Annotated in this window: 1 protein-coding gene; it reads left to right on the forward strand. The window is 53.4% G+C overall.

The genetic code is table 11. The features are described 5' to 3' along the window. Window positions 1-154 precede the first annotated feature (154 nt). Window positions 155-386, forward strand: a 232-nt coding sequence (locus HMPREF2884_RS09300; RefSeq protein WP_210398948.1) for a hypothetical protein, incomplete at its 3' end; no start/stop codon positions are given.

Consider the following 386-nt stretch of genomic DNA (forward strand, 5'->3'; position numbering starts at 1 on the left):
CTCCAACCACACTCAACTCTGAAGAGCCGGATTGGGAACACGAACGCTTTTTCATGGAGACAACGTCCGTCTATGACTTGGCGTTGATGCTGTACCGCATGGAGCACGGCGGCAGCCACCTCAGGTAGCGCCCGGTTGTGGTGAGGAGTGACCGGTGGGCTGGAATGTTCGGCGTAGTTCGACTTTTCAGCCCGCCGGTGCCACCCCGGTTTTTCTTCCCTGCTTTCTGCGAGTTCTTTTGCCCAGCACCAGGCTTTACGGGGTGTCTTCTCCCCTAGTCTGGCTTTTCAGACTCTATCCGTTCAACTTCTTCACTCACTTCATCTACTCGCTCGCTTCACTCACCGTACAGTTTTTTGTAGATGGGATTATGATGTCTTCATTCT

The organism is Rothia sp. HMSC073B08, assembly GCF_001812975.1.
GTDB classification, from domain to species: domain Bacteria; phylum Actinomycetota; class Actinomycetes; order Actinomycetales; family Micrococcaceae; genus Rothia; species Rothia mucilaginosa.